Origin of the sequence: Pseudomonas sp. CAU 1711 (genome assembly GCF_039888625.1) — a bacterium.
GTDB lineage: Bacteria > Pseudomonadota > Gammaproteobacteria > Pseudomonadales > Pseudomonadaceae > Aquipseudomonas.
On sequence record NZ_JBDQQT010000006.1, the window covers coordinates 67,410 to 87,946 of the forward strand.

Here is a 20,537-nt window from a genome sequence, read left to right on the forward strand (position 1 = left end):
CAGAAATTGACCGGGCGCCCTTCACACGGCGGTCACTCCGTGCGCGCAGCCTGACCCGACAAGAACGACTCATCTGCCTACCGAACTGCCGACAGTCCACCACTGTTGAGGATTTCGCCATGCATCCCCATGAGCTGTTCGACCCGCGTTATCAACTGGAGGCCGAGGAGCCGGAGGCCGCGCCCCCGCTGCCGCCGCGCATTCACGAGGAGATCGAGCTGACCCTGCGGGTCATCGACGATCTCGCCGCGCGTCTGGCTTCGGCCGAGGAACGGCAGTCGTCGCGACGCTGATCAGGCGAAGGCCGCCAGCAGGTCCTCTTCCAGCGCCCGCTGCGCCTCGCTGGGGCTGCGCGCGCGATGGCGAGCCAGGCGGAAGTCGATCTCGTAGCCCAGGCGTCCGGGCAGCAGGGCGCGCAGTTGGCCGCGTGCCTCCCAGGGCGCGGCGACATGGCCGGGCAGGTAGCCGATATGGGCACCGGAGAGGATGAAGGCCAGGCAGCCCTCGACCTGTTCGCTGCGCGCGCTGCTGACGCCGGCCTGCCAGGGCTCGTCGGCGACGATGAAGCGGTAGGGGTGCAGCACGCCATCGCACGGCTCCAGCTCGGCGAGTTCGACCGGCGCCCGGGCGAACAGCGGGTGGCCACGGCCGCAGTACAGCTGCTGGCGCTCGCGGAACAGCGAGCGATAGTCCAGCGCCGTCTGGCTGCCGGAGAAGTAGCCGATGGCGAGCTGCAGCTGGCCCTGCAGCAGGCGGCGCTCCAGCTCGGCGGGCATGGCGCTGAGCAGCTCGATCTGCACCGCCTGGTTGCGCCGGCGGAACAGCCCGATGGCCGCGCCGAGCCGCTCCAGCACCTCGTCGGCCAGGGCCTCGGAGAGGCCGACGTGCAGCTCGCCGAGCAGCTTGTCGGCCATGCCCTGGGCCTCGCCCTTGAACAGCTCGATGGCGGCGAACAGGCGGCGGGTGGCGGCCAGCACCTGCTCGCCCTTGGGCGTCAGGCGGAAGCCGGCCTTGCCACGCTCGCACAGGCGAAAGCCCAGGCGCGTCTCCAGCTTGGCCATCTGCGTGCTGATGGTCGACTGGCCGATGCCCAGCTCGCCCTGGGCGGCGCTGAAGCCGCCGCTCTCCACCACGGTGACGAACAGGCGCAGCAGTTGCAGGTCGAGGTCGCGCAGCTGGCTGAGCATGGCGGCTCCATACATTGATAGTTGTAGATTCCAGAGTAGATCACTTCGTATTTATCGGAAGCAAATGCCGGCGCAGGATGATCCCGTCGCTCAGGCCCCAGCAGTGGGCCGGACCCGCCCTGAACCGCCGGAGGAATTCGCCATGCGCCTCACCGCCAGTCTGTTGCTGATCGCCTGCGCCCTGCCGCTGCAGGCGGCGGAAAAGAACCTGAACCTGTACAACTGGGCCGACTATGTGGCGCCCGAGGCGCTCGCGCGCTTCCAGGCCGAGACCGGCATCCAGGTCAAGTACGACACCTTCGACAGTGCCGAGGTGCTGGATGCCAAGCTGCTCACCGGCGGCAGCGGCTACGACGTCGTCTTCCCCGCCTCCAGCGGCCTGGCCCGGGCCATCCAGGCCAAGGCCGTGCAACCGGTGGGCGAGCTCGGCAATGCCGCCAACCTCGACCCGGAGATGCTGGCCAAGCTGGCTTACATCGACCCCGGCAACCGCTTCGGCGTGCCCTACACCTGGGGCACGGTCGGCCTCGGTATCAACCGCCAGGCGGTGGAGAAGCGCCTGCCCGGGGTGGCGCTGGACAGCCTCGATTTGCTGTTCAAGCCGGAATACGCCGGCAAGCTCAAGGACTGCGGCGTCGCCGTGCTGGACTCGCCGCAGGAGGTGGTGGCCATCGCTCTCAACTACCTGGGCAAGCAGCCTTACTCCCATGCTTCGGGCGATCTGCAGGCGGTCAGGCAGCTGCTCGCCGAGTTGCAGCCCAACCTGCGTTACGTGGCCACGGCGCGGCACATCGACGACCTGGCCAAGGGCGAGATCTGCCTGGCGCTGACCTACACCGGCGACGCCGGCATGGCCGCCGCCCGCGCCGCCGAGGCCAAGCAACCCTTCGAGGTGATCTACCGCATTCCGCGCGAGGGCACGCTGATCTGGTTCGACACCATGGCCATCCCGGTCGACGCGCCGCATCCCGGGGCCGCGCGCGCCTTCATCGACTACATGCTCAGGCCCGAGGCCATCGCCGAGCTGACCAACTCGCTGTACTTCGCCAACGCCAACCGCGCGGCCACCCCCCTGCTGGACCCCGCGGTGAGCGGCGACCCGGACATCTACCCGCCGCGCGAGGTGCGCGCCAAGCTGTTCGCCGAGCGTGTCCTGCCGCTACGCGCCCAGCGCGAACGCACCCGTCTGTGGGCCGGTTTCCGCACCCAGTACTGACTGCTCGCGAAGCATCTGCCCGCGTGATTTCTGAGATGCCGTATGACCGCTCCGGCCATGAGCGGTCCGTTCCAATGAGTAAGCGACCATGGACCACGCCTTCGACAACGACCAGGCCATCACCCGTCCCAGCCTCTACGGCACCAGTGCCGAGCCGACCTACGCCGGCATCACCAGCTTTATGCGTCGGCGCTACACCAGAGATCTGCAAGGTGTGGATCTGGTGGTCAGCGGCGTGCCCTTCGACACCGCCACCACCAACCGGCCCGGCAGCCGCTTCGGGCCGCGCGCCATCCGCGCCGCCTCGATCCAGTCGGCCTGGGCCCGTCACTATCCCTGGGAGTTCGACCCCTTCGACCTGCTGGCCTGCATCGACTACGGCGACTGCCACTTCGACCACGGCACCCCGCAGGAAACGCCGGCGGTGATCGAGGCCCATGCCGAGCGCATCCTCGAAGCCGGCTGCGCCATGCTCACCCTGGGCGGCGACCACTTCATCAGCTACCCGTTGCTCAAGGCGCATGCCAAGAAGCACGGCCAGCTGGCGCTGATCCACTTCGACGCGCACAGCGACACCTGGCCGGACGAGGAGGGCCGGCGCATCGACCACGGCACCATGTTCTACCACGCCGCCAGGGAGGGCCTGGTCGATCCGGCGTGCTCGGTGCAGGTCGGCCTGCGCACCACCAACGACGACGTGATGGGCTTTGCGGTGCTGGACGCGCGCCAGGTCAACCGCAGCACGCCGGAGCAGATCGCCGAACTGATCCGCGCCCGGGTCGGCGACCGGCCGGTGTACCTGACCTTCGACATCGACTGCCTCGACCCGGCCTTCGCCCCCGGCACCGGCACCCCGGTATGCGGCGGCCTTTCCAGCCACCAGGCCCTGGAGATACTGCGTGGCCTGCGCGGCATCAACCTGGTCGGCATGGATGTGGTGGAGGTGGCGCCGCCCTACGACAACGCCGAAGTCACCGCCCTGGCCGGCGCGACCCTGGCGATGGAGATGATCTGCCTGTATGCCGCGCGGCATAAGCTGGGCGAGCGTTGAACTGTTGGGGGCGGGGGCTCAGAGGGGCTGTCGCTATCCCTCACCCCCGGCCCCTCTCCCGGCGGGAGAGGGGAGCGCGCCCGATGCTGCCGTTTTGAATGGCGAACTCGATAGATACGAAAAAGCCGCCCCGAGGGGCGGCTTTTTCGTTGCTGCGCGATCAGAGGCCGTTGGTGGCCTTGGTCGCTTCCTTGAATTGGCGGCGGCGGCGGTGCAGCACCGGCTCGGTGTAGCCGTTCGGCTGTCGGGTGCCTTCGACCACCAGTTCCAGGGCGGCCTGGAAGGCGATGTTGCTGTCGAAGTCCGGCGCCATCGGGCGGTACAGCGGGTCGTGGGCGTTCTGCCGGTCGACCACCAGGGCCATGCGCTTGAGGCTCTCGACGATCTGCGCCTCGCTGACCACGCCGTGGCGCAGCCAGTTGGCCAGCAGCTGGCTGGAGATGCGCAGGGTGGCGCGGTCTTCCATCAGGCCGACGTCGTTGATGTCCGGCACCTTGGAGCAGCCGACGCCTTGGTCGATCCAGCGCACCACATAGCCGAGGATGCCCTGGGCGTTGTTGTCCAGTTCGTTCTGGATCTCCTCGGCGCTCCAGTCGGTGTTCGGCGCCAGCGGGATGGTCAGGATGTCGTCGACCGAGGCCGGGGCGCGCTTGGCCAGTTCGGCCTGGCGGGCGAACACGTCGACCTTGTGGTAGTGCAGGGCGTGCAGGGTGGCGGCGGTCGGCGACGGCACCCAGGCGGTGTTGGCGCCGGCCATCGGGTGCATGATCTTCTGCTCGAGCATGGCGCCCATCAGATCGGGCATGGCCCACATGCCCTTGCCGATCTGCGCGCGACCCTGCAGGCCGGTGGCCAGGCCGATGTCGACGTTGTTGTTCTCGTAGGCGCCGATCCACTTCTCGCTCTTCATGGCGGCCTTGCGCACCATGGCGCCGGCTTCCATGGAGGTGTGGATCTCGTCACCGGTGCGGTCGAGGAAGCCGGTGTTGATGAACACCACGCGCTCGGCGGCGGCCTTGATGCAGGCCTTGAGGTTGACGGTGGTGCGGCGCTCCTCGTCCATGATGCCGACCTTCAGGGTGTTGCGCGCCAGGCCCAGCACGTCCTCGACGCGCGAGAAGATCTCGCAGGCGAAGGCCACTTCTTCCGGGCCGTGCATCTTCGGCTTGACGATGTACACGCTGCCGGTGCGGCTGTTCTTGCGGGTGGTGTTGCCGTTGAGGTTGTGGATGGCGATCAGGCTGGTGAACAGGCCGTCCTGGATGCCTTCCGGAATCTCGTTGCCGGCGGCGTCGAGGATGGCCGGGTTGGTCATCAGGTGGCCGACGTTGCGCACGAACAGCATGGAGCGGCCGTGCAGCACCAGCTCGGAGCCGTCGGCCTTGGTGTAGACGCGGTCCGGGTTCATGGTGCGGGTGAAGGTGCTGCCGCCCTTGGACACCTGTTCGGCCAGGTCGCCCTTCATCAGGCCCAGCCAGTTGCGGTAGACCACCACCTTGTCGTCGGCGTCGACGGCGGCCACGGAGTCTTCGCAGTCCATGATGGTGGTCAGCGCGGATTCCATCAGCACGTCCTTCACGCCGGCGGCGTCGGTGCTGCCGATCGGGCTGTTCGGGTCGATCTGGATCTCGAAGTGCAGGCCGTTGTGCTTGAGCAGCACGGCCACAGGCTTGGCGGCCTCGCCCTGGAAGGCGACGAACTGCTCGGCGTTCTGCAGGCCGACTTCGCTGCCGTTCTTCATGGTCACGGCAAGCTGGCCGTTCTTCACTGCATAGGCGGCTGCGTCGACATGGGAGGCGCCTTCCAGCGGCGCGGCCTCGTCGAGGAAGGCGCGGGCGAAGGCGATCACCTTGTCACCGCGCACCTTGTTGTAGCCCTTGCCCTTCTCGGCGCCGCCTTCCTCGCTGATCACGTCGGTGCCGTAGAGGGCGTCGTACAGCGAGCCCCAGCGGGCGTTGGAGGCGTTCAGGGCGAAGCGCGCGTTCATCACCGGAACCACCAGCTGCGGGCCGGCCAGGCGGGCGATCTCGTCGTCGACGTTCTGCGTGCTGGCCTGGAAGTCGGCCGGCTCGGGCAGCAGATAGCCGATTTCCTGGAGGAAGGCCTTGTAGGCGGCGGCGTCGTGCGCCTGGCCCTTGCGCGCCTGGTGCCAGGCGTCGATCTTGGCTTGCAGCTCGTCGCGTTTGGCCAGCAGGGCGCGGTTCTTCGGAGCCAGCTCGTTGATCACGGCTTCGGCGCCGGCCCAGAACTGGTCGGCGGCGATGCCGGTACCCGGGATGGCTTCGTTGTTGATGAAGTCGTAAAGGGCCTTGGCGACCTGCAGACCACCTACTTGAACGCGCTCAGTCATTGCTTGCCTCACTGTGATGCTAAACAGGGCCGGAAAGGGCCTTGTAGTAAGAGTCGGCGGATACTACATGACTCATCCGGAAAAATCAGTCACAAACTGCGACCATTGGGCGCATGGCGCGGCTGGCTATACTGCGGGCTTCCCAGGCTTTGGAATCCGATCATGCGCATCGACCGCGCCATGCCAGCCGATCTGCCCGAACTGGCCGAGCTGTTCGCCGGCTACCTGGACTTCTACCGGGTCCCGCGCGACCCCGGCGAAGTCCGCGCCTTTCTCGCCGACCGCCTGCAGCGCGCCGACTCGGCGCTGTTCCTCGCGCGCGACGAGGCGGGCAGGGCGCTGGGCTTCGTCCAGCTGTATCCGTTCTTCGCCTCGCTGCAGCTGGCGCCGGCCTTCCTGCTCAGCGATCTGTACGTGCATCCGCACGGGCGCCGCCAGGGCCTGGCCGAGGCGCTGATGAATGCCGCCCGCGCCCATGCCGAGGCCAATGGCGCCTGTGGCCTGCAGCTGGAAACGGCGAAGGATAACCTGGCCGGCCAGGCGCTCTATGAAAAGCTTGGCTATGTGCGCGATGAGGTGTTCTATACCTACTGGCTCGGACTGACCGGCTCGGCTTGAGCTCTGTTCCCGAGGCGCGAGGCCGGCTCGCGTCGCGCATCTCCATCCGGATCACGAGAGGTTTTCATGGATCATCTGGTACTCACCGTCATCGCCCAGGACCAGCCGGGGCTGGTCGAACGCATCGCCCAGTGCATCGCCGCCCATGGCGGCAACTGGCTGGAGAGCCGCATGTCGCGGATGGCCGGGCAGTTCGCCGGCATCCTCAAGGTGGCGGTGCCGGCCGAGGGCTACGACGAGCTGGTCGAGGGCCTGCAGGCGCTGGGCAGCCAGGGCATCCGCGTGCTGGTGGCGGAGAGCGGCATCGAGCCGGCCTGCACCTGGAAGCCGATTCACCTGGACCTGGTCGGCAACGACCGCCCGGGCATCGTCCGCGACATCACCCGCCTGCTGGCCGAGCACGGCGTCAACCTGGAGAGCCTGACCACCGAGGTGGTGCCGGCGCCGATGAGCAGCGAGCCGCTGTTCCATGCCCAGGCCCTGCTGGCGGTGCCGCTGAGCCTGTCGCTGGACGTGCTGCAGGACAAGCTCGAGACCCTGGCCGACGACCTGATGGTGGAGCTGAACCTGCGCAGCGAGGAATGATCCACCGCTGGCGTGGATCAAGCTGTGGACAGACTGGGGAGCCCCGGCGCACCGACTAGTGCCCCGGGGCTTTCCTTTGCCTGGTTAAAAAACCTTCAAGATCAGTGGCTTGTGCACAAGGATCGGGGGTGACTCTGTGGGTGCCCTGGGGATAAATCGGCGCAGGCCGCGTCCCCTGTGGTGCGGCGGCGCTTGAACGTTTTCCGATCAGTGCCGATGGGGCGAGAATATCCCCAGCGGCTGTGGATGAGTCTGTGCGCAGACTGGGGGCAGGGCGCCGCGCCGCTGGCGTGTCGCGGATCGCCGTGCCTCGCTCAAAAAAACAGCAATATCAGTAGGTTGTGCACAAAGGCTGGGGATGTCTCTGTGGACAAGGGCGGGATCGAGCGCGCCAGGCCAGGGCCGGCGCGGCTTTGCCATGGTCGCTGGTTTTTTAGGCGATCTGCCCGCGGCGGCGCACACCCAGCCAGATATCCAGGCTGTAGATCAGCAGCGCCGCCCAGATGCACACGAAGGACAGCAGCTTGCTCGACTCCAGGGTCTCGCCGAACAGCAGCACCGCCTGTAGCAGCACCAGGGTCGGCGCCAGATACTGCAGGAAGCCCAGGGTGGTGTAGGGCAGGTGGCGGGCGGCGGCGTTGAAGCACAGCAGCGGCACCAGGGTGATGGGGCCGGCGGCGATCAGCCAGAGCGCCTCGCCGCTGCCCCAGAAGCCCGCCTGGGTGCTGACCGCGGCCGGATGCAGGAGCAGCCAGCCGAGCGCCAGCGGCAGCAGCAGCCAGGTTTCCACCACCAGGCCGGGCAGGGCGGCCACCGGCGCCTGCTTGCGGATCAGGCCGTAGAAGCCGAAGGTCAGCGCCAGTACCAGCGACACCCAGGGGATGCTGCCGACCTGCCACAACTGTTGCAGCACGCCCAGCGCGGCCAGTGTCACGGCGACCCACTGCAGGCGGCGCAGGCGCTCGCCGAGCAGCAGCATGCCGAGCAGCACGTTGATCAGCGGGTTGATGTAGTAGCCCAGGCTGGCCTCCAGCATGCGCCCGTTGTTCACCGCCCAGACATAGACCAGCCAGTTGCTGGCGATCAGCAGGCCGCTGGCGGTCAGCACCGCCAGGCGCCTGGGATTGGCGCGCAGTTCGCGCCACCAGCCCGGATGCTTCCACAGCTGCAGCAGGAGCATGCCGAACAGCGCCGACCACAGCGCCCGGTGCACCACGATCTCCAGCGCGGGAACCGCCTGGATGGCCTTGAAGTAGAGCGGGAACAGGCCCCAGATGATGTAGGCGGCGATGCCGAGGGTATAACCCCGGGTGGGGTGGGCGGTGGCCATGATTTTCCTTGGTGGTTAGGCGGCTAACAAAGCGCGTCGATTCTAGTGCCGGACCAGGGAGTTTGTCTGTGTGATCAGCTTTGCTCCAGGGGAGCCGGCTCGACTTGGCTGTAAGGAAGGTTTTACGCAGGTGCGCCGCTGTGCCTGCGAGAAGCGCTGTCACGATGGGCTGGCACCAGTGATGGATCGGCGTGACCGCGAAAACTCCCTCGGCCCTGGTGCAGGCGCTACGCTGTGATGCCAGGCGGCGAGAGTATGGGCCGCCTTGGCATATACCTCCTGCTCTCGAGCGATCACTAAAGACAGGGACGAGACATGACGATTCTGGTGGTGGGTGCCAGCGGGGCGACCGGGCGCTTGCTGGTCGGGGAATTGCTCGATCGTGGTCAGCGGGTGAGGGCGATAGTGCGAACGCCGGAGAGGCTGCCCGCGGCCCTCGCCGCTCACCCCCTGCTGTCCGTCGTCCAGGCGAGCGTGCTCGACCTCGATGACGATGCGCTGGCGCAGCAGGTCGAGGGTTGCAGTGGCGTCGCCTCCTGCCTGGGGCACAACCTGAGCCTCAGGGGAATCTATGGCTCCCCTCGTCGGCTGGTGGCGCACGCTACGCGCAGGCTGTGCCAGGCCGTCCGCGAGCGGCGCCCGCACCGCCCCGTCAGGTTCGTGCTGATGAACACCGCGGGCAATCGCAACCTCGCCGAGCCTGTTTCCCTGGGCCAGCGCTGCATCGTTGGCCTGGTCCGCCTGCTGCTGCCGCCACACAGGGATAACGAGCTGGCCGCCGCCTATCTACGGGATCATCTCGGTCCGAACGAGGATGCCATCGAGTGGGCGGTGGTGAGGCCGGACAGCCTGGTCGATGAAGGCGCTGTCAGCTCGTATGAGGTGCATCCCGCGCCCACCCGCAGCGCGATTTTCAACCCGGGCAAGAGCAGTCGCATCAACGTCGCCCACTTCATGGCCGACTTGCTCATGGAGGAGGAGCCCTGGAGCCAGTGGCGGGGGCGGATGCCGGTGATCTACAACCACGGCTTCGCCTAGTGGCTCAGGGCTGGCCGGCATGGGCATAGGTCCGTCCCGCGCGGCATTCCGTTGCGGCCACTGGAGCGGCTAACCATGCGGCAAGCGGCGGCTTGTCTGGGCTGCCGGCTCAGAACAGCCGCAGCGGCTCCTCGTCGAGCGCCGCCAGCTGTTCGCGCAGCGACAGGATCTGGTCGCCCCAGTAGCGTTCGTTGGCGAACCAGGGGAAGGCCAGGGGGAAGGCCGGGTCGTCCCAGCGGCGGGCGATCCAGGCGCTGTGGTGCAGCAGGCGCAGGGCGCGCAGGCCCTCGATCAGTGCCAGCTCGCGGCTGTCGAAGTCGTGGAACTCCTGGTAGCCATCCATCAGCTCGGACAGTTGGCCGAGGCGCTCCTGGCGCTCACCGGCCAGCATCATCCACAGGTCCTGCACGGCCGGGCCCATGCGACAGTCGTCCAGGTCGACCATATGGAAGGCGTCGTCGCGGTGCAGCAGGTTGCCCGGATGGCAGTCGCCGTGCAGGCGGATCGACGTATAGCGCACGCGGGCGAACAGCGTGTCGAGGCGCCCCAGCAGGTCGCGCGCCACCGACTCGTAGGCCGGCAGCAGGGCGCGCGGGACGAAATCGCCCTGCAGCAGGGTCGCCAGCGCGGCATGACCGAAGTTGTCCACCGCCAGGGTCTCGCGGTGCGCGAAGGGGCGACTGGCGCCCACCGCGTGCAGGCGGCCGAGCAGCTGGCCGAGACGGTACAGCTGGTCCAGATTGCCCGGCTCGGGGGCGCGGCCGCCGCGGCGGGGGAACAGGGCGAAGCGAAAGCCGGCGTGTTCGAACAGGCTCTCGCCATCGCGGCGCAGCGGCGCCACCACCGGTACCTCGCAGTCGGCCAGCTCCTGGCTGAAGCCATGTTCCTCGCGGATCGCCGCATCGCTCCAGCGATCCGGCCGGTAGAACTTGGCGATCAGCGGCGTCTCCCCTTCGATGCCCACCTGGTAGACGCGGTTCTCGTAGCTGTTCAGCGCCAGCACGCGGGCGTCGCTGAGGTAGCCGAGGCTCTCGACGGCGTCGAGGATCAGGTCGGGGCTGAGGGCGTCGAAGGGGTGGGACATGGGCGGCTCCTGCGGGGGCACCCAGTGTAACCCAGCCTCAGTCGCCGGGCTTCGGGGTGCGCGCCAGGCAGTAGACGTCCACCCGCGCCGCGCCGGCCTTCAGCAGCAGGCGGGCCAGGGTTTCGGCGGTGGCGCCGGTGGTCAGCACATCGTCGACCAGCGCGACATGCCGGCCCGCCACCCGGGCCTGAGGATGCAGGGCGAAGGCCCGGCGCAGGTTGCGCTTGCGCGCGGCGGCGTCCAGTTCCTGCTGGTGCGCGCCCTCGTGCGGGCGCTGCAGCCAGTGCTCCTGCACGGGCAGCTGCAGGCTCTTGCCGAGCCATCCGGCGAGCATGCCGGCCTGGTTGAAGCCACGCTGGCGCAGGCGCCTGCGCCCCAGTGGCACTGGCAGCAGCAGGTCGGGGCGCGGCAGGCCCTCGGCGAAGGCATGCTGCAGATGATGTGACAGCAGGGCACCGAGCAGACGTCCCATCGGCCATTGCTGCTGATGCTTGAAGCGGGTGATCAGGCTGTCCACGGGAAAGGCATAGCGCCACGCGGCCTCCACCCGGGTGAAGGCGGGCGGCCTGCGCAGGCAGGCGCCACAGGTCAGCCCGACGCTCGGCAGCGGCACGGCGCAGACACCGCACTGCCCGCCGAGCCAGGGCAGCTCGGCCTCGCAGGCGCTGCACAGCGGCTCCGAGGTGTCGGTCTGCTCGTTGCAGATCAGGCATTGTTGTTTGTTTTTTGTCCAGATGTAAACCGCATTCTCGCGGTATGGTTGACAGCGCATGGTCCTTCCCTTGACGATGCCTCGCAGCCGTGTCGCACAGCCTAGAACAAAGGAAACGCCGATGAGCGCCAGTACCGTCTCCGTCACCCGCCACGATTGGTCCCTCGCCGAGGTCAGGGCGCTGTTCGAGCAGCCGTTCAACGACCTGCTGTTCCAGGCGCAGACCGTGCACCGCGCGCATTTCGACCCGAACCGCGTGCAGGTCTCGACCCTGCTGTCGATCAAGACCGGTGCCTGCCCGGAAGACTGCAAGTACTGCCCGCAGTCCGGCCACTACAACACCGGCCTCGACAAAGAGAAGCTGATGGAAGTGCAGAAGGTGCTCAAGGCCGCCGAAGAGGCCAAGGCCATCGGCTCCACCCGTTTCTGCATGGGCGCGGCGTGGAAGCACCCGTCGGCCAAGGACATGCCCTACGTGCTGGAAATGGTCAAAGGCGTGAAGAAGCTCGGCCTGGAGACCTGCATGACCCTGGGCAAGCTGGACCAGGTGCAGACCCAGGCGCTCGCCGAAGCCGGCCTCGACTACTACAACCACAACCTCGATACCTCGCCGGAGTTCTACGGCAACATCATCACCACCCGCACCTACAGCGAGCGCCTGCAGACCCTGGCCTACGTGCGCGAGGCGGGGATGAAGATCTGTTCCGGCGGCATTCTCGGCATGGGCGAGTCGCTGGACGACCGCGCCGGCCTGCTGATCCAGCTGGCCAACCTGCCCGAGCATCCGGAGTCGGTACCGATCAACATGCTGGTGAAAGTGAAGGGCACTCCGCTGGCCGAGGAGAAGGACGTCGATCCGTTCGACTTTATCCGCACATTGGCGGTTGCAAGGATCATGATGCCCAAGTCGCACGTGCGCCTGTCCGCCGGCCGCGAGCAGATGAACGAGCAGATGCAGGCCCTGGCCTTTATGGCCGGCGCCAACTCGATCTTCTACGGCGAGAAGCTGCTGACCACCGCCAACCCGCAGGCGGACAAGGACATGGCCCTGTTCAAGCGCCTCGGCATCAAGCCCGAGGAGCGCGAGGAGCACGCCGACGAAGTGCACCAGGCGGCCATCGAGCAGGCGCTGGTCGAGCAGCGCGACTCCAAGCTGTTCTACGACGCGGCCGTCTGACGGTAGCCACAAGTCAGAAGCTTCAAGCTGCAAGCCGAGTGCACGTCTCTTGGCGCTTGTGGCTTGAGGCTTGGAGCTATTGATGTCTTTCGATCTCGCTTCACGTCTAGCCGAGCGCCGCGCCGCCCATCTGTATCGCCAGCGCCCCCTGCTGGACGCCCCCCAGGGCCCCGCAGTGCGGGTCGACGGTCGCGAGCTGCTGGCCTTCTGCTCCAACGACTACCTGGGCCTGGCCAATCACCCCGAGGTGATTCGTGCCCTGCAGCAGGGCGCGGAGAAGTGGGGCGTGGGCGGTGGCGCCTCGCATCTGGTGATCGGCCACAGCACGCCGCACCACGAGCTGGAGGAGGCGTTGGCCGAGTTCACCGGCCGACCCCGCGCGCTGCTGTTCTCCACCGGCTACATGGCCAATCTGGCGGCGGTGACGGCCCTGGTGGGGCAGGGCGACAGGGTGCTGGAGGATCGCCTCAACCACGCCTCGCTGCTGGATGCCGGGCTGCTCAGCGGCGCGCGCTTCTCGCGTTATCTACACAACGATGCCGAGAGCCTGGGCAAGCGACTGAACAAGGCCGAAGGCAACACCCTGGTGGTGACCGACGGCGTGTTCAGCATGGACGGCGACCTGGCCGATCTGCCCGCGCTCTGTGCACGGGCCAAGGCCCACAAGGCCTGGGTGATGGTCGACGATGCCCATGGCTTCGGCCCGCTGGGCGCCACGGGCGGCGGCATAGTCGAGCACTTTGGCCTGGGCCTGGACGAGGTGCCGGTGCTGGTCGGCACCCTGGGCAAGGCCTTCGGTACGGCCGGCGCCTTCGTCGCCGGCAGCGAAGAGCTGATCGAGACGCTGATCCAGTTCGCCCGCCCCTATATCTACACCACCAGCCAGCCGCCGGCCGTGGCCTGCGCCACCCTCAAGAGCCTGCAACTGCTGCGCGACGAGAGCTGGCGCCGCGAGCATCTGAACCGGCTGATCGCGCGCTTCCGCCAGGGCGCCGCCGAGATCGGCCTGAACCTGATGGACAGCCCGACCCCCATCCAGCCGATCCTGGTCGGCGACAGCGAACGAGCCCTGCAGCTCTCGGCGCTGCTGAAGGAGCGCGGCCTGCTGGTCGGCGCCATTCGCCCGCCGACCGTGCCGGCCGGCAGCGCACGCCTGCGTGTGACCCTCTCCGCCGCCCACAGCGAGGCGCAGCTGGAGCGCCTGCTCGAGACCCTGGCCGAGTGCTGGCCGCTGGTGAACCCTGATGCGTGATCATCTGATCCTGTTGCCCGGCTGGGGCCTCGGCAGCCTGCCGCTGGAAGTGCTGGCCGATGCCCTGCGTGGCCTCGACGCCGGCTTGCGGGTGGAGATCGAGCCGCTGCCCGGGCTGGTCCGCGGCGAGCCGCGCGACTGGCTGCTGGAGCTGGACGAGCGCCTGCCGCCGCATACCTGGCTGGGCGGCTGGTCGCTCGGCGGCATGCTCGCCAGCGAGCTGGCGGCGCTGCGCGGCGAGCGCTGCCGTGGGCTGATCACCCTGGCCAGCAACCCCTGTTTCGTCGCCGGGCCGGACTGGCCGTACGGCATGGACGAGGCCACCTTCGAGGCCTTCGTCGCCGGTTGCCGGCGCGATCCGGCGGCCACCCTCAAGCGCTTCAGCCTGCTCTGCACCCAGGGTGCGGGCGAGGCGCGGGCGCTGGCCCGCCAGCTGCAGGCCGCCGCGCCGCAGCAGGCTCCCGAGGTGCTGCTGGCCGGCCTGGAGGTGCTGGGCAACTTCGACGGGCGCAGCGCCCTGCAGCGTTTCGCCGGGCCGCAGCTGCACCTGCTGGCCGGCGCCGATGCACTGGTGCCGGAGCAGGTGGCCGGCGAGCTGCTCGCGCTGCAGCCGGACATCGAGGTCGGGCTGATCGAGGCGGTCAGCCATGCCTTCCCGTTGGAGCGTCCGCATGAGGTGGCCGCGGCCATCCAGGCCTTCCTCACCGAGGCCGGCGCATGAGCGAAACGGGCCTGCCGGACAAGCGCCGGGTCGCCGAGTCGTTCTCCCGCGCCGCCGAGAGTTATGACGCCGTGGCCGATCTGCAGCGCCAGGTCGGCGGCGAGTTGCTGGCCGGCCTGCCGCCGCTGGCGCCGCGGCGCTGGCTCGACCTGGGCTGCGGCACCGGGCACTTCAGCCGCGCCCTGGCCCTGCGCTACCCGCAGAGCGAGGGCCTGGCCGTCGACCTGGCCGAAGGCATGCTGCGCCACGCCCGGCCGCTGGGCGGTGCCTGCCATTTCGTCGCCGGCGATGCCGAGCGCCTGCCGCTGCAGGACGGCGCCTGCGACCTGATCTTCACCAGCCTGGCCGTGCAGTGGTGCGCCGACTTCGCCGCCGTGCTGGCCGAGGCGCGGCGGGTGCTGCGCCCCGGCGGCGTGCTGGCCTTCAGCAGCCTGTGCGTCGGCACCCTGCAGGAGCTGCAGGGCAGCTGGCAGACGGTGGACGGCTTCGTCCACGTCAACCGCTTCCGCCGCTTCGAGGACTACCAGGCCCTGTGCGCCGGCAGTAGCCTGCAGGTGCTGACCCTGGAGCGACGGGCCAAGGTCCTGCATTTCCCCGACCTGCGCGCGCTGACCCGCTCGCTCAAGGACCTCGGCGCGCATAACCTCAACCCCGGCCGCCCCGGCGGGCTCACCGGCCCGGCGCGCATCCGCGCGCTGATGGAGGCCTACGAGCGCTTCCGTAGCGTCGATGGCCTGCCGGCCACCTACCAGGTGGTATATGGCGTGCTGCGCAAGGAAGACTGAGATGACTCACGCCTATTTCGTCACCGGCACCGACACCGAGATCGGCAAGACCACCATCGCCGCCGGCCTGCTGTGTGCGGCGCGCCAGGCCGGGCTGAGCACGGCGGCGGCCAAGCCGGTGGCCTCCGGCTGCGTGCACGGCCCCGAGGGGCTGCGCAACGACGACGCTCTGGCCCTGCTCGGCCAGTGTTCGCTGGCGCTGGCCTACGAGGAGGTCAATCCCTTCGCCTTCGCGCCGGCGATAGCCCCGCATCTGGCGGCGCGCGAGGCGGGGGTGGAACTCTCGGTGGTGCGGCTGCGGCCGGCGGTGGAGTGGGTGCTGGCCCGTGGCGCCGACTTCACCCTGGTCGAGGGCGCTGGGGGCTGGCGGGTGCCGCTGGCCGGGCGGGAGAGCCTCTCCGACCTGGCCATTGCTTTGCAGTTGCCGGTCATTCTGGTGGTCGGCGTGCGCCTGGGCTGCATCAACCACGCGGTGCTCAGCGCCGAGGCCATCGAGCGCGACGGCCTGCGCCTGGCCGGCTGGGTGGCCAATATCGTTGACCCGCACACCTCGCGCCTGGAGGAGAATCTCGCCACCCTGGCCGAGCGCCTGCCCGCACCCTGCCTGGGGCGGGTGCCGCGCCTGGGCGAAGCGACGCCGGAGACGGTGGCGCAGTACTTGCGCCTGCCGGCGCTATAAGCCGTTTATCGGTCATAGCGCTTCCGCTGTACGTTTTTTGAGCATTTTCTGCTTCAATTGCCTGCATAGGTCTGTCCCCACGAGGGAGTCGCAAGCATGGAAATCTCAGGTAACGCCTTTAGCGCCGGTCTCAGTGGCATCCAGGCCGGGCAGCGCCGTGTCGAACAGGCGGCCAGCGAGATCGCCAACAACAGCCTGCCGACCGAGCCTCAGGACGAGACGCCGCCGACCCAGCAGGTCGAGCCGACCTCCGAGACCCAGGCCAGTACCCAGCCCGATCTGGCCGAGAGCCTGGTGGGGCTGACTCAGGGGCGCAACGAGGTGCAGGCCAGCGCGCGGGTGGTGGAGACCGCCGACGAGGTGCTGGGTACCCTGATCGATACCCGCGCCTGAGCGAAGCCCCGGGTCTGTCGTAGAGGGCTCGCTCCGGCTCGGCGAGGAGGAGTCCGATGCAAATCGGCAGCGCTACGTCTTATGTCGCGCCTCAGCCGCTTTCCCAGACGGCTCGCCCCGCTTCGTCCGACCTTTCCCAGCCCGCCCCCGGCGATGAGTCGCTGAGCGATACGCCTCCCGTCGAGCCCGATGATGCCGCCCTGCACGAGGAGGCGGCGACCAGGGCCGAGGAGGACAAGCTGTCCCCTGGCGAAGTCCAGCAGCAGCGTCAGGAGCGGCTGGAGATCGCCAAGCTGACCAGCCGCGATCTAGAGGTGCGGGCTCATGAGCAGGCCCATGCCGCCGTCGGCGGTGCCTACGCCGGGGCACCCACCTACACCTTCACTCGCGGTCCGGACGGCAAGCGCTATGCCGTCGGCGGCGAAGTCGGCATCGACACCAGCCCCATCCCCAACGACCCCGAGGCCACCCTGCGCAAGATGGAACTGGTGCAGCGCGCCGCCCTGGCGCCGGCCGAGCCCTCGGCCCAGGATCTGCGCATCGCCGCCCAGGCTTCCGCGCAGGCCACCCAGGCTCGCGCCGAACTGGCCCAGCTGCGCCGCGAGGAGGAGGCTGCGGTCGCCGAGGAGCGTGCCCTGCAGCGTGAGGAGCGCCTGGCCGCGGAAGAGGAACGCGAGGCGCGCGAGGCCGAGCGCGATGGCAAGGAACGGCAGGCGCCGGCGTCGCCGCCTAGACTGGATCTGTATCTGCGTCTGGCCCAGTTGCAGGCCCCGGTGCCGACGGTCGATCTGCTGGTCTGAGCGACCGCTGGCGGGTGCTTGACAAGGGTGGGGCGTAAACGTATGTTTCAAACGCCTGTTTGATTGCCAGGCCGGTTCGTGCCTGCCGGGCGCCGGGAGAAATCCCGCGAACGACCGCACTAGACGGTCACCCCAAAACTAAGGAATCCACCGTAGAGGTTTACCGCTATGCCTGAGTACAAGGCCCCCTTGCGTGATATCCGCTTCGTTCGCGACGAACTGCTCGGCTACGAAGCGCACTATCAGAGCCTGCCTGGCTGCCAGGACGCTACCCCGGACATGGTCAGTGCCATCCTGGAAGAAGGCGCCAAGTTCTGCGAGCAAGTCATCGCTCCGCTGAACCGTGTCGGTGACCTCGAAGGCTGCACCTGGTCCGAGTCCGGCGTGAAGACTCCGACCGGCTTCAAAGAGGCCTACCAGCAGTTCGTCGAAGGCGGCTGGCCGAGCCTGGCTCACCACGTCGACCACGGCGGCCAAGGCCTGCCGGAATCCCTCGGCCTGGCCCTGAGCGAGATGGTCGGCGAGGCCAACTGGTCCTGGGGCATGTACCCCGGCCTGTCCCACGGCGCGATGAACACCATCGAGGCCCACGGCACCGACGAGCAGAAGCACACCTACCTGACCAAGCTGGTCTCCGGCGAGTGGACCGGCACCATGTGCCTGACCGAGCCGCACTGCGGTACCGACCTGGGCATGCTGCGCACCAAGGCCGAGCCGCAGGCCGACGGCTCCTACAAGGTGTCCGGCACCAAGATCTTCATCTCCGCCGGCGAACACGACATGGTCGACAACATCGTCCACATCGTGCTGGCTCGCCTGCCCGACGCCCCGCAAGGCACCAAGGGCATCTCCCTGTTCATCGTGCCGAAGTTCCTGCCGAATGCCGACGGCTCCGTCGGCGAGCGCAACGCCGTTTCCTGTGGCTCGATCGAGCACAAGATGGGCATCCACGGTAACGCCACCTGCGTGATGAACTTCGACGGCGCCACCGGCTACCTGATCGGCCCGGCCAACAAGGGCCTGAACTGCATGTTCACCTTCATGAACACTGCTCGCCTGGGTACCGCGCTGCAGGGCCTGGCCCACGCCGAAATCGCCTTCCAGGGCGGCATCAAGTACGCCCGCGAGCGTCTGCAGATGCGCTCCCTGACCGGCCCGAAAGCGCCGGACAAGGCCGCCGACCCGATCATCGTCCACCCGGACGTGCGTCGCATGCTGCTGACCATGAAGGCCTTCGCCGAAGGCAACCGCGCGATGGTGTACTTCACCGCCAAGCAGGTCGACATCGTCAAGTACAGCCAGGACGAAGAAGAGAAGAAAGCCGCCGACTCCCTGCTGGCCTTCCTCACCCCGATCGCCAAAGCGTTCATGACCGAAGTGGGCTTCGAGGCCGCTTCCCACGGCATGCAGATCTACGGTGGCCACGGCTTCATCAGCGAGTGGGGCATGGAGCAGAACCTGCGTGACTGCCGCATCTCCATGATGTACGAAGGCACCACCGGCGTTCAGGCACTCGACCTGCTGGGCCGCAAGGTGCTGATGACCCAGGGCGAAGCGCTGAAGGGCTTCACCAAGATTGTGCACAAGTTCTGCCAGGCCAACGAAGGCAACGAAGCCGTCAAGGAATTCGTCGCGCCGCTGGCCCAGCTGAACAAGGAGTGGGGCGACCTGACCATGAAAGTGGGCATGGCCGCCATGAAGGACCGCGAAGAAGTGGGCGCCGCTTCCGTGGACTACCTGATGTACTCCGGCTACGCCTGCCTGGCCTACTTCTGGGCCGACATGGCGCGCCTGGCCGCCGAGAAGCTGGCTGCCGGCACCGAGGACGAGGCCTTCTACAAGGCCAAACTGCAGACCGCGCGCTTCTACTTCCAGCGTATCCTGCCGCGTACCCGTGCCCACGTCGCCACCATGCTGTCCGGCGCCAGCAACCTGATGGAAATGGACGAAGAGCACTTCGCTCTGGGCTACTAAGCCCGGTCCGACCTCGGGTCAGAGAACCGCGGCCTCCGGGCCGCGGTTTTTTATTGCCCGGGAAAAGTCGGGCGACGGAATGCGCAGGATTTCCGCTGCTCTTTGTCGGCAATCTGGGCAGAATGCCGCATCTCCAACTGCATTCCGCAGGGCCGAACTTGCCGCCGCTTTCCGCCTACCGCCCCGATCATCTGCTGACCTCGCTGCCGCTGCTGCTGGCCGGGCTGGCGGTGGCGCGCCTGGGCGAGTTGAGCGAGTTCTTCCTGTCGCTGTTCAACGTGCTGCCGACCCTGCTGCTGCTGCTCGGTGGCGTCTTCTGCGTGGTCTACGGCCGCCAGCGCGAGTTCTCCCTGCTGGTGGTGGTCTACCTCGGCTATTTCCTGCTGGACACCCAGACCGACTATTTCCACGCGCAGGGCAAGGTGCGCGGGGACGCCGCCCTGGTGTTCCACCTGTGCAGCCTGCTACTGCCGTTGCTCTACGGCCTCTACGGCGCCTGGCGCGAGCGCAGCCATCTGCTGCAGGACATGGTCGCCCGCGCCGCCGTGCTGCTGGCCGTCGGCGGCACCGCGCTGGCCCTGGCGCGGCGCTTCCCACAGGACCTGCAGGCCTGGCTGGCGGAGGTCCACTGGCCGCTCTGGCACGGGCAGTGGATGAGCCTGATCCAGCTCGCCTACCCGCTGTTCCTGCTTGCCGGCGGGCTGCTGCTGGTGCAGTACCTGCGCCAGCCGAGGCCGCTGCACGCGGCCTTGTTCTGTGGCCTGCTCGGCCTGCTGTGGATGCTGCCCAATACCTTCATCCTGCCGCACGCCCTGCAGGTGATGAGTAGCCTGACGATGCTGATGCTGGTCGCCGCCGTGGTGCACGAGGCCTACCTGATGGCCTACCGCGACGAACTGACCGGCCTGCCCGGACGGCGCGCGTTGAACGACCGCCTGCAGCGCCTGGGGCGCAACTACGTGATCGCCATGGCCGACGTCGACCACTTCAAGAAGTTCAACGACACCCACGGCCACGACGTCGGTGACGAGGTGCTCAGGCTGGTCGCCAGCCACCTGCGCAAGATCGGCGGCGGTGGCAAGGCCTACCGCTACGGCGGCGAGGAGTTCACCCTGGTATTCCCGGGCAAGAGCCTGGACGACTGTCGGCCGCACCTGGAGGCGGTGCGCGAGGCGGTGGAGAACTACTCGCTGCAGCTGCGCGACCGCCAGCAGCGGCCGAAGAACGACAAGCAGGGCCGCCAGCGGCGCAAGGCCGGCGGCGCGGGCAGCGTGTCGGTGACCATCAGCATCGGCGTGGCCGAGCGCGAGGCCCATCAGCGCGGCGCCGAAGAGGTCATCCGCTGTGCCGACAAGGCGCTCTACGCGGCCAAGGGCGCCGGGCGCAACTGCGTGGTGGCGCAGGGCGAGCGCCGCCGCGGCGCCGTGCGCGTGGCCGAGCCGCAGACCTGACGACGACCGGTCACTCGGATAAGCCCCTGTTTTCAAGGCGCTTATCCGGCGAGGTCTAAGTGTGACCCTGGCTAGAATGGTCGGTCACATTGCGACCCCTTATCTCCTGTTGGTTGTTTGGCTACACTCGTTCG

Annotated in this window: 20 protein-coding genes; 15 read left to right on the forward strand and 5 right to left on the reverse strand. The window is 68.1% G+C overall.

Features of this window, described 5'->3' with window-relative positions; translation table 11 throughout:
* Positions 1 to 119: 119 nt before the first annotated feature.
* Positions 120 to 293: a hypothetical protein gene (locus AAFN46_RS08285; protein WP_347808205.1), complete on the forward strand. Its 174-nt coding sequence runs from the start codon at positions 120 to 122 to the stop codon at positions 291 to 293.
* Here the strand turns inward: AAFN46_RS08285 and AAFN46_RS08290 are convergent, their stop codons facing one another.
* On the reverse strand, positions 294 to 1,187 hold the full coding sequence (locus tag AAFN46_RS08290) for a LysR family transcriptional regulator (protein ID WP_347808206.1): 894 nt from the start codon (positions 1,185 to 1,187) through the stop codon (positions 294 to 296).
* 142 nt (positions 1,188 to 1,329) lie between these two features.
* Here AAFN46_RS08290 and AAFN46_RS08295 point away from each other — a divergent pair, with 142 nt between their 5' ends.
* Positions 1,330 to 2,403 (forward strand): polyamine ABC transporter substrate-binding protein, encoded by a 1,074-nt coding sequence (locus AAFN46_RS08295; protein ID WP_347808207.1) that lies wholly within the window; start codon positions 1,330 to 1,332, stop codon positions 2,401 to 2,403.
* 88 nt (positions 2,404 to 2,491) lie between these two features.
* Positions 2,492 to 3,454: an agmatinase gene (gene speB / locus AAFN46_RS08300; RefSeq protein ID WP_347808208.1), complete on the forward strand. Its 963-nt coding sequence runs from the start codon at positions 2,492 to 2,494 to the stop codon at positions 3,452 to 3,454.
* A gap of 160 nt (positions 3,455 to 3,614) precedes the next feature.
* On the opposite strand, the gene AAFN46_RS08305 is transcribed toward speB, so the two are convergent.
* Positions 3,615 to 5,804 carry a malate synthase G gene (locus tag AAFN46_RS08305; protein WP_347808209.1) on the reverse strand — a complete coding sequence of 730 codons (2,190 nt, stop codon included), beginning with the start codon at positions 5,802 to 5,804 and terminating at the stop codon, positions 3,615 to 3,617.
* A 162-nt stretch (positions 5,805 to 5,966) separates the two neighbouring features.
* On the opposite strand from AAFN46_RS08305, the gene AAFN46_RS08310 reads away from it, so the two are divergent.
* Positions 5,967 to 6,422, forward strand: a complete 456-nt coding sequence (locus tag AAFN46_RS08310; protein ID WP_347808210.1) for a GNAT family N-acetyltransferase — start codon at positions 5,967 to 5,969, stop codon at positions 6,420 to 6,422.
* A gap of 66 nt (positions 6,423 to 6,488) precedes the next feature.
* A complete protein-coding gene (locus AAFN46_RS08315; protein WP_347808211.1) occupies positions 6,489 to 7,007 on the forward strand; it encodes a glycine cleavage system protein R in 519 nt (172 codons plus the stop codon).
* 433 nt (positions 7,008 to 7,440) lie between these two features.
* Here AAFN46_RS08315 and rarD read toward each other — a convergent pair whose 3' ends face one another.
* Positions 7,441 to 8,337 (reverse strand): EamA family transporter RarD, encoded by an 897-nt coding sequence (gene rarD / locus AAFN46_RS08320; protein WP_347808212.1) that lies wholly within the window; start codon positions 8,335 to 8,337, stop codon positions 7,441 to 7,443.
* Between the two features lie 315 nt (positions 8,338 to 8,652).
* On the opposite strand from rarD, the gene AAFN46_RS08325 reads away from it, so the two are divergent.
* Positions 8,653 to 9,375, forward strand: a complete 723-nt coding sequence (locus AAFN46_RS08325) for an NAD(P)-binding oxidoreductase (protein WP_347808213.1) — start codon at positions 8,653 to 8,655, stop codon at positions 9,373 to 9,375.
* 109 nt (positions 9,376 to 9,484) lie between these two features.
* On the opposite strand, the gene AAFN46_RS08330 is transcribed toward AAFN46_RS08325, so the two are convergent.
* On the reverse strand, positions 9,485 to 10,459 hold the full coding sequence (locus AAFN46_RS08330) for a serine/threonine protein kinase (protein ID WP_347808214.1): 975 nt from the start codon (positions 10,457 to 10,459) through the stop codon (positions 9,485 to 9,487).
* Between the two features lie 37 nt (positions 10,460 to 10,496).
* Complete coding sequence (locus tag AAFN46_RS08335; RefSeq protein ID WP_347808215.1) at positions 10,497 to 11,231, reverse strand: ComF family protein; 735 nt, start codon at positions 11,229 to 11,231, stop codon at positions 10,497 to 10,499.
* A gap of 61 nt (positions 11,232 to 11,292) precedes the next feature.
* Here AAFN46_RS08335 and bioB point away from each other — a divergent pair, with 61 nt between their 5' ends.
* The 9 genes from bioB to AAFN46_RS08380 all read left to right on the forward strand — a co-directional run bounded on the left by bioB (position 11,293) and on the right by AAFN46_RS08380 (position 20,403).
* On the forward strand, positions 11,293 to 12,348 hold the full coding sequence (bioB, locus tag AAFN46_RS08340; RefSeq protein WP_347808216.1) for a biotin synthase BioB: 1,056 nt from the start codon (positions 11,293 to 11,295) through the stop codon (positions 12,346 to 12,348).
* Positions 12,349 to 12,430: 82 nt separating this feature from the next.
* Complete coding sequence (bioF, locus tag AAFN46_RS08345; RefSeq protein ID WP_347808217.1) at positions 12,431 to 13,600, forward strand: 8-amino-7-oxononanoate synthase; 1,170 nt, start codon at positions 12,431 to 12,433, stop codon at positions 13,598 to 13,600.
* A complete protein-coding gene (locus AAFN46_RS08350) occupies positions 13,593 to 14,321 on the forward strand; it encodes an alpha/beta fold hydrolase (RefSeq protein WP_347808218.1) in 729 nt (242 codons plus the stop codon). Before bioF ends, AAFN46_RS08350 begins: the two co-directional genes overlap by 8 nt.
* Positions 14,318 to 15,106, forward strand: a complete 789-nt coding sequence (gene bioC, locus AAFN46_RS08355) for a malonyl-ACP O-methyltransferase BioC (RefSeq protein ID WP_347808219.1) — start codon at positions 14,318 to 14,320, stop codon at positions 15,104 to 15,106. Before AAFN46_RS08350 ends, bioC begins: the two co-directional genes overlap by 4 nt.
* Before the next feature lies 1 nt (position 15,107).
* Positions 15,108 to 15,785 carry a dethiobiotin synthase gene (bioD, locus tag AAFN46_RS08360; RefSeq protein ID WP_347808220.1) on the forward strand — a complete coding sequence of 226 codons (678 nt, stop codon included), beginning with the start codon at positions 15,108 to 15,110 and terminating at the stop codon, positions 15,783 to 15,785.
* Between the two features lie 96 nt (positions 15,786 to 15,881).
* Complete coding sequence (locus tag AAFN46_RS08365; protein WP_347808221.1) at positions 15,882 to 16,178, forward strand: pyrroloquinoline quinone biosynthesis protein PqqE; 297 nt, start codon at positions 15,882 to 15,884, stop codon at positions 16,176 to 16,178.
* 56 nt (positions 16,179 to 16,234) lie between these two features.
* Complete coding sequence (locus AAFN46_RS08370; RefSeq protein ID WP_347808222.1) at positions 16,235 to 16,978, forward strand: putative metalloprotease CJM1_0395 family protein; 744 nt, start codon at positions 16,235 to 16,237, stop codon at positions 16,976 to 16,978.
* Positions 16,979 to 17,146: 168 nt separating this feature from the next.
* On the forward strand, positions 17,147 to 18,952 hold the full coding sequence (locus tag AAFN46_RS08375) for a phenylacyl-CoA dehydrogenase (RefSeq protein ID WP_347808223.1): 1,806 nt from the start codon (positions 17,147 to 17,149) through the stop codon (positions 18,950 to 18,952).
* A 158-nt stretch (positions 18,953 to 19,110) separates the two neighbouring features.
* Positions 19,111 to 20,403, forward strand: coding sequence for a GGDEF domain-containing protein (locus AAFN46_RS08380; protein WP_347808224.1), 1,293 nt, complete (start codon positions 19,111 to 19,113; stop codon positions 20,401 to 20,403).
* Positions 20,404 to 20,537 lie beyond the last annotated feature (134 nt).